Source organism: Ereboglobus sp. PH5-5 (assembly GCF_029504805.1).
Lineage (GTDB): Bacteria > Verrucomicrobiota > Verrucomicrobiia > Opitutales > Opitutaceae > Ereboglobus.
Map to the genome: position 1 here is coordinate 1 of NZ_JAQFIT010000032.1, position 6,804 is coordinate 6,804.

At 59.5% G+C, this 6,804-nt stretch carries 6 protein-coding genes; 2 read left to right on the plus strand and 4 right to left on the minus strand.

Translation table 11 applies throughout. The features are described from left to right. Positions 1 to 264 precede the first annotated feature (264 nt). From trpB to M2103_RS13095, 4 genes are all read right to left on the minus strand, one after another. Entirely contained in the window at positions 265 to 1,512 is a 1,248-nt protein-coding gene (trpB, locus tag M2103_RS13080) for a tryptophan synthase subunit beta (RefSeq protein WP_277511129.1), read from the minus strand. Positions 1,513 to 1,816: 304 nt separating this feature from the next. Then, entirely contained in the window at positions 1,817 to 2,332 is a 516-nt protein-coding gene (locus tag M2103_RS13085; RefSeq protein ID WP_277511130.1) for a hypothetical protein, read from the minus strand. A 42-nt stretch (positions 2,333 to 2,374) separates the two neighbouring features. Continuing rightward, positions 2,375 to 2,827, minus strand: coding sequence for a hypothetical protein (locus M2103_RS13090; RefSeq protein WP_277511131.1), 453 nt, complete (start codon positions 2,825 to 2,827; stop codon positions 2,375 to 2,377). Beyond that, a complete protein-coding gene (locus M2103_RS13095) occupies positions 2,824 to 3,117 on the minus strand; it encodes an ATP-dependent Clp protease adaptor ClpS (protein WP_277511132.1) in 294 nt (97 codons plus the stop codon). The genes M2103_RS13090 and M2103_RS13095 overlap by 4 nt, the downstream gene beginning before the upstream one ends. A 115-nt stretch (positions 3,118 to 3,232) precedes the next feature. Between M2103_RS13095 and M2103_RS13100 the strand changes: the two genes are divergently transcribed. Together M2103_RS13100 and M2103_RS13105 are read left to right on the plus strand one after the other, a co-directional pair. After that, the gene (locus M2103_RS13100; RefSeq protein WP_277511133.1) at positions 3,233 to 5,419 is read left to right on the plus strand and encodes a hypothetical protein; all 2,187 of its coding nucleotides are present in this window, start codon (positions 3,233 to 3,235) and stop codon (positions 5,417 to 5,419) included. A gap of 52 nt (positions 5,420 to 5,471) precedes the next feature. Next, positions 5,472 to 6,545: a winged helix DNA-binding domain-containing protein gene (locus M2103_RS13105; RefSeq protein WP_277511135.1), complete on the plus strand. Its 1,074-nt coding sequence runs from the start codon at positions 5,472 to 5,474 to the stop codon at positions 6,543 to 6,545. Positions 6,546 to 6,804 lie beyond the last annotated feature (259 nt).

Genomic DNA, 6,804 nt, shown 5'->3' on the forward strand with positions numbered 1-6,804 from the left:
GCCAACTACGACGGCAAGCGAGTCGAGTTCGGCCTGGGCACGAGCTACCGCATCGACGCGATCAGCCAAGTTTACATCGACTACGAGTATGCGAAGGCTCAGTTCTACGAACGCCCCTGGTCCCTAAACCTCGGCTACCGCAGACTCTGGTAACGTGGAAGCGGCGTCCCGCCGCTTCCACCTTGCCGCCCGAACCGCCCCGACTCACCGGGACGGTTCGCCCTGCCGTGAAAGGCCCGAAAGCATAAGGACGTTGAATCCAGTTCAGTATTCCTTGTCCGCGTAGTCGCCGTATTTTTCCATGACGAAGTCGATGTCCTTGTCGCCGCGTCCGCTCAGGTTGACGAGAATGTCCTCCTGCGGGCGCTCCTTGGCGAGCTTCACGGCGTAGGCGACGGCGTGCGCGCTTTCGAGCGCGGGAATGATGCCCTCGAGTCGTGAGAGTTGGAAAAACGCATGGATGGCCTCCGCATCCGTGGCGGTCACGGTCTTGGTGCGTCCGATGGATTTTAAGTAGGCGTGCTCGGGGCCGCTCGACGGATAATCGAGTCCGCTGGCGACGGAATACACGGGCGCGGGCTCGCCTTTTTCGTCGGTGAGCATGATCGAGTTGAAGCCGTGCATGATGCCCTCCTTGCCGTAGGTGAGCGAGGCGGCGTGGTCGCCGAGTTTCGCGCCGCGTCCGAGCGGTTCGACGCCGTGGAGTTCGACGGGGTCGTCGAGGAAGCCGGAGAAAATGCCCATCGCGTTGGAGCCGCCGCCGACGCAGGCGACGACGTTGTTGGGCAGCTCGCCGGTCATCTCGATGAACTGCTCGCGCGCCTCGATGCCGACGACGCGCTGAAACTCGCGCACCATGAGGGGGAAGGGGTGCGGCCCCATGACCGAGCCTATGCAATAGATGCTGTTGACGGGGTCGCTCAGGTAGGCGTCGAACGCGGAATCGACGGCCTCCTTGAGCGTGCGGTTGCCGAAGGTGACGGGCACGACGGTCGCGCCGAGGATTTTCATGCGCACGACATTCGGATGCTCCTTGGCAATGTCGACTTCGCCCATGTGGATTTCGACGGGGATTCCGAAATACGCGCCCGCCGTGGCGAGGGCGACGCCGTGCTGGCCCGCGCCGGTTTCGGCGATGAGTTTTTTCTTGCCGAGGTATTTGGCTAGAAGCGCCTCGCCCATGCAGTGGTTGAGCTTGTGCGCGCCGGAGTGGTTGAGGTCCTCGCGCTTGAGGTAGATGCGCCCGCCGCCGACCTTGTCGCTGAGGTTTTTGCAATAATAGACCGGCGTGGGGCGGCCTTGGAAGTGTTTGCGGATGCTTCGCAGTTCGCGGATGAAATCGTGGCTTCGGCAGATGTGCTGGTAGCCGCGATAGATTTCGTCCATTTGCTTTTGGAGTTCGGGCGGGACGAACGAGCCGCCGAACTTGCCGAAGAAGCCGCGCTCGTCGGGCACCTGCAGGTGCATCGGGAGTTTGGGACGTGTGTATTGCGTGGGTGTCTGTGTGTTCATGTGTGTGTGTTTTCTGTTGTTTGGTTTTGTTGAAACTGAAGAGCCGTGATTAGCCGGATGGGAAAAATAAAAAACCTGCCGGATAATGACGGCAGGCTTCATGTTTAAATGGAATCGGTGCGTTGATATTACAGTGCGTGAGCGTGCGTCATTGTCTCGTTGAGGAGCAACGCCAGCGCCAAGTGTTGTTGATGTTTTTGTTCAAACGCATGTCTGAAAATTGAAGTTGCGCGGAAAATGCGCGGTGAGGGTTTGGGGAGTCAAGGGAAAATATTTTTGGGCAAAGGGCGCTTGTGTCGCTCCATCAGCGGCGCGATTTCTTTCCCCGGAAAACTCCGCGCGCGTGCCAGAGGATCAGGAGCGCGTTGGTCGCGACCATTGGCCACGCGCGCGGGGTCTCGCCCGATGTTATCGCGACCGCAATTATCCACGCATGGATGCCGAGCGCGATTGCCGAGACGCAATAATCCGCCCGTCGCGCCGCCTGTTCGCGCCATTGAATATATGCCACGGCGCACCAGACGGCGAGCGCCGCGACCGCGCCGGCCCGGCAGAATTGCGAGGCGCGCGCGATTTTTTCCTGATGCTCCAGCAGGAGTGTCAGCAGCCAGAACAGCAGCTGGTTGAAATAAAGAAAGCCGGTCACGAGCGCCGATATCAGGTGCGCGTTCACGGGGAACTGGCCTTTCTCATCGACCGGCACGCGCGAGAGCAGGGCGCAGCCGGCGCAGCAGAAATGGGTCGCCGGGGATGTCTCGTTCGCCGCGCTCGCGGCTGTCCTGAACGGGGTGCCGCAGCGGCTGCATGTTACGTTTTGCATGGTTGGGTCGTTCTTTGTTGGAAAAGAGGGGGGGGAGTTTTTTCAGGGTTCAACGTGCCGGATTATCAATTCCTGCAGGGTGGCCAAAAACATGTAGGCCATGAGGGCGCGGCGCGTGTCGGGTTGCAGCGCGTCGAAATCGCCGATGCCCTGCTCCAATGTTTCGTCGGGGATGTCCGCAAGCTGGCGTAGGCGCATTTGCAGGCGCAGCGCGGTGCAGGCGCGGATTATTTGCATGCTTTCGTCGGTATTGATCGTGACGGTGCCTGTTTCAAAAAACTCGCCGTCGAATAGCGCGAGCAGCACGCCGACACTCTCGTTTTGCGTGGAGAGGAGCGAGTTCCGCCACATTTCGTCCATTTCGGCATCGTCACCGTTTGCGGGCGGATGCAGTTGCACGGCGAGTTGGGTCTTGAGTTCGTTCGCGGTGGCATTGAGCAAGTCCAGCAGCGGCGCGACGATTTTCAGGCTGAGCGTGATCTCGATGCGGCTCATTTGTCGTCGGCCTCCAGGATCGCCCGCAGGTGCCATTCGTGAAGCGTGTAGGCGTAGGCCTCGGCTTTTTCCCTCAGGCCGCACCACACGACGGATCGGCCCTGTTCGTGCACCTCGAGCATGTGCTTTTGCGCCGTTTGGTCGTCGAAGCCGAGAACCTTTTTGAAAACGAGCACCACGTATGACATAAGGTTTACGGGATCGTTGAGCACCACCACGCGCCAGTCGCCGTCTTTTGCGAGCGCGACGTGGGTGTCTGTTTTCGGGACTGTGAGCGTTTGGGCCGCCATGATTGCATTTCATGCAAACTCGCGCATTATTACAGCGCAACATCGCACTTGTCAGCCGCGCGCAAATAAAGCGGAAATGAGTGCTGCACCACGCGCACAACCCTCTTCTTCAACCATGACATCCACCCAACGCACAACCCACCGCTGGAAATTCGCCCGCATCGGCGGACTCGACCAAGTCATCCTCGATACAGCCGATGATCTGCTCAACCTAGGCCAACTCGACCAGAAACTCTGGGTCGCGTTGAGCTGTCCGGTGAAAAGCCTCGAATATGACGAGGACACGCTGAAGCTGCTCGACACCGACAACGACGGACGCATCCGCGTTGACGAGATCACCGGCGCGATCAAATGGCTTTCCACGCGCCTCGCCGACGTGGGCGTCATCCTCAACCCGCAGCCGCAGTTGCCCCCCGATGCGATCAACGCCGGCACGCCCGAGGGCGCGCTGCTGCTCTCCACTGCAAATCTCCTCATCAGCGAGGGCAAAACCGGGCTCAGCGTCGCGGGCATCGCCGAAACGCGAAAGCAATTTCTCGACGGCCGTTTTAACGGCGACGGCGTCATTTCCGCCGACACCACGGACACGCCCGAGCTCAAGCAGCTCGTCGAAAACATCATCGCCACTCAAGGCGCCGCGCAGGATCTCAGCGGCAAGCCCGGCGTGACGCAGGAAAAAATCAACGCGTTTTACGACGCGGTCGCCGCGCACATCGCGCGCAACGCCGAGGCCGCGGCGACGCAGGTTTTCGTTTTCGGCAAAACCACGCCCGCGGCCCACGCCGCGTTCAAGGCGGTGCGCGAGAAAATCGACGACTACTTCGAGCGTTGTCGCCTGGCCTCGTTTGATCCGCGCACGCTCGCCGCGCTCAACCGCCCCGAGTCCGACTACGCCGCGATCATCGCGCGCGACCTCAAGCCGGGCGATTCCGACCTGGCCGGGTTTCCCCTCGCAAAAATCACGCCCGACAAGCCGCTGTCGCTCGCCACCGGCATCAATCCCGCGTGGACGGCCGCCGTCGGGGCCTTTCTCTCCGCCACGATGCCGGTCGCGTTCAACGCGGACAAAGCCGACATCACCGCCGCCGAGTGGGCGTCGCTGAAAACGAAGTTCGGGCCCTACGAAAACTGGCTCGCGGCAAACGCCGGCTCGCCGATCACCGCGCTCGGCGATGCGCGCATCGAGGAAATCCACGCGACCTCCGCCGCCGACCGCGACGCGCTCGGCAAACTCGTCGCGCAAGACAAGGCGCTCGAATCCGAATCGCTCGCGCTCAGCGACATCAACCGGCTCGTGCGCTACTACAGCCAGCTCGGCGTGCTGTTGCGCAACTTCGTGAACTTCGCCGATTTTTATTCGCTGAAACACTCGGCGATCTTTCAGGCGGGCGTGCTTTACCTCGACAGCCGCAGTTGCGAGCTGTGCATCCGCGTCGATGATCCCGCGGCGCATTCCGTGCTCGCCGCGCTCAGCCGCGCGTGCATCGCCTACTGCGAACTCAAGCGCGCGGGCGAGGCGCCGTTGAAAATCGCGGCCTGTTTCACCCAGGGCGACTCCGACTATCTGATGGTGGGGCGCAACGGCATCTTCTACGACATGAAGGGGCGCGACTGGGACGCGACGATCACCAAGCTCGTTTCGAACCCGATCAGCGTGCGCGAGGCGTTTTGGTCGCCCTATAAAAAACTCATCCGCACAATCGAGGAACATCTCGCCAAACGCGGCGCCGCTGCCGAGGCCGCCACCGGCGCCAAGCTCGACAAGGTTGCGGAAAACACCGCCAATGCCGACAAGCTCGCCGCCGCGTCCGCGTCCGCGACACCCGAGGCGCCGAAAAAAATCGACGTCGGCACTGTGGCCGCGATTGGCGTGGCCGCGGGCGCGCTCACCGGCGCGATTGCCGCGATCGCAACCGGAATCGCCCGCCTCGCGCCCTGGCAAATCCTCCTCATTCCGGTGGCGTTGTTGCTGATCATTTCCGGCCCGTCGATGTTCATTGCCTGGTTGAAACTCCGCCAGCGCACACTCGGGCCGATTCTTGACGCGGCGGGATGGGCGGTCAACGGACGCGTAAAAATCAATGTCCCGCTCGGCACCTCGCTCACGGACATCGCCACGCTTCCCGACGGCTCGCAGCGCACGCTTCGCGATCCTTACGAGGACAAGGCGGCCAAGCGCCGCAAGCGCCGCATCGTGCTGGGCCTGGTTCTCGCCGCGCTCGCGGCCTTCGGCGCATGGGCGTGGATCGATCACATCGAGACGAACACATGGATTTGGGACCGGTTGTTGTCGTCGAAATAATCAAACGCGAAGGACGGCGCGGATTTTTTGCCGCGCCGTTTTCAATTTCCAAGTGAAGACCCCGGACCTGCTCAATATACGTTTATACAATCAATTGCTCTCCGGCCATGAGTTGAAGCAGCCGCGAGAGGTCGTGTCCCGGATGGGCGCGATGCAGTCGCAGTCGCTGGATTTGGCGAAGTGGGCGATCGGAACGCGTCTCGAATCAAAGACGGTTGCGGATGTCGAGAAGGCCTTGAACACGGGGAAAATCATTCGCACGCACATTCTGCGCCCGACGTGGCATTTTGTGGCGGCGGATGACATTCATTGGATGCGCGAACTTTCGAACCCGCAAATAAAGCCGATTTATCTCTCCTATTGCCGGATGTGCGGCGCGGACGAGGCGGTCATAGCGCGCGCCGTTCCCATTGTGGAGAAATCCCTGTCCAATGGCGGGCATTTGGAGAAGCAGGAAATCGGGGAGGCCCTGAAGGCGCGAAGAATAAAGGCGGATGCCACCTTGCTGAATCTTATTATACAACGCGCCGAGATGGAGGGGATTCTTTGCAACGGGAAAATACAGGGTAATAAACAAACCTATGCTTTGCTAAACGAATGGGTTCCCCGGAAACGAAACCAAACAATAAGCCGGGAGGCTGCGTTGGAACGCCTGGCGCGGAGGTATTTTACGAGCCACGGACCGGCGACGCTTCTTGATTTTGAGTGGTGGTCGGGCTTGTCGCTCACCGATAGCAGGCGCGCTGTCGAGATGATCAAAAACGATTTTGCATGCGAAAAGGCAAACGGGCGCGAGTTCTGGATGCGAAATGACATTAAGACTCCGCCGAAAGGAAGCGCGTCGGCATTGCTGCTTCCGCCGTTCGACGAATTTGTGGTGAGCTACAAGGACCGTTCCGAGATGATTCACGATGCTCATTATGGAAAGGTGATGACCAGGAACGGCCTCTTTTCCCCGACCGTGATGCTCAATGGCGAAATTGTCGGCTCATGGAAAAAGACGAGCAGAAAAGGCGCTGTCCAAATAGAGCTCTCCTTTTTCGAGAAAACGTCCAAGCGAAAACAAGAGCTTTTCGAGCCGGAGATAAGGCGGTTGGAGAAGTTTTATTCGGACAGGGATGAGTAGACATGCTTGGCAGCGAAGCGCGCGAACGGTTTGTTGATTATTAAAACCAGTGACACTGGTTCTCCACGATGAACGATATGTCGATATGAAATATATACATATTATAATAATCGACTATTCATTCTGTATATTCTGTTAATTCTGTCATGATCCTTAAGACGGGATGATAACGTCCGGAATCTTGCGCACATTTTTTAAAGCTATAGCAGCGGGGGACTACTCCCGATGAACCAAAAAACTGAAAACCCAGATGAAGGCG

Excerpts from the sequence above, each read along its gene's own strand:
- M2103_RS13085 (WP_277511130.1), bottom strand. The coding sequence starts at position 2,332 with ATGCAAAACGTAACATGCAGCCGCTGCGGCACCCCGTTCAGGACAGCC.
- trpB (WP_277511129.1), bottom strand. The coding sequence starts at position 1,512 with ATGAACACACAGACACCCACGCAATACACACGTCCCAAACTCCCGATG.
- M2103_RS13100 (WP_277511133.1), top strand. The coding sequence starts at position 3,233 with ATGACATCCACCCAACGCACAACCCACCGCTGGAAATTCGCCCGCATC.
- M2103_RS13090 (WP_277511131.1), bottom strand. The coding sequence starts at position 2,827 with ATGAGCCGCATCGAGATCACGCTCAGCCTGAAAATCGTCGCGCCGCTG.
- M2103_RS13095 (WP_277511132.1), bottom strand. The coding sequence starts at position 3,117 with ATGGCGGCCCAAACGCTCACAGTCCCGAAAACAGACACCCACGTCGCG.